At 43.9% G+C, this 858-nt stretch carries 1 protein-coding gene; it reads right to left on the bottom strand.

The genetic code is table 11. The features are described from left to right. Positions 1 to 858, bottom strand: an 858-nt coding sequence (locus KHA98_RS22740) for a 3-coathanger stack domain-containing protein (protein WP_394369703.1), incomplete at both ends; no start/stop codon positions are given.

Raw genomic sequence — 858 nt, 5'->3', positions numbered from 1 at the left:
TACGGCAGATGGAATCACCGGGGCATCAGGAAAATTATAATCGTCATAATAGTTTACACTCAGCACATGATAATCAGATATTGGCCATGCCAGGGTGCTGTACCTGAAAGCAACCCCGTTTATGGTTGTATTTGTAGCTGTAGGGGTTTTGGTTTCACTAAAATTTGAAGTGAAGCCGTTTTGGGTATCCTGTAGTGCTTTTCGGCCTGCAGGGGTAACCGAGCCAGGTAACCAGCCGGTAAGTACGGCACGATTAAAGGCATCGTATTTGGTGATCATCCAGCCCACAGTCGTTAAATCATTAAACGGAGAATTGGCAGGCCCTGTGGCCACGACTCTGTCTAATTTATCATAGAGGATAAACTCCCATTGTTTGCCCGGGAGCTTTTTCTCAACGAGTCTGTTGCGCGAATCGTATTTATACTGATAACACAGATTGTCTAAAATGGTATTGGTTCCGTTATTGATCACTGCCGAGAAGGTGCTTCCTGCCTGGGCATGAAAACCATCAAGAAGTCGAATGGAATTTGTGGCAGTAAGGTTTAGGGTAGCACCAGAGACCACTACAGCTGTAGAGGTGATATCTGCCTGTAAATTTGTAGTGCTGCCAATTAGATCGACTGCTTTTGGCGGAATAACATAAGTCAGGTTTCCGTAAAGGTCATAGACATAATAGGTATCATGTTGCTCGTTGACTGATCCTGTGCCTACAGTGCCATAGGTTCTTTTAAGGACAACTTGTCCTTCTTTGTTTTTAAATTCTATTGTAGCGCCGTTAGCTTCAGATAAAGGGGCTACGCTGTTCTCATCGTAAGTAACGGTTTTATAGAGCTCATTGGCGTTGTAATAACCTGCATT

Origin of the sequence: Flavobacterium branchiicola (assembly GCF_018383905.1) — a bacterium.
GTDB lineage: Bacteria > Bacteroidota > Bacteroidia > Flavobacteriales > Flavobacteriaceae > Flavobacterium > Flavobacterium branchiicola.
The sequence above is the reverse complement of the archived record's forward strand: the minus strand, read 5'-3'. Positions and strand labels throughout refer to the sequence as shown.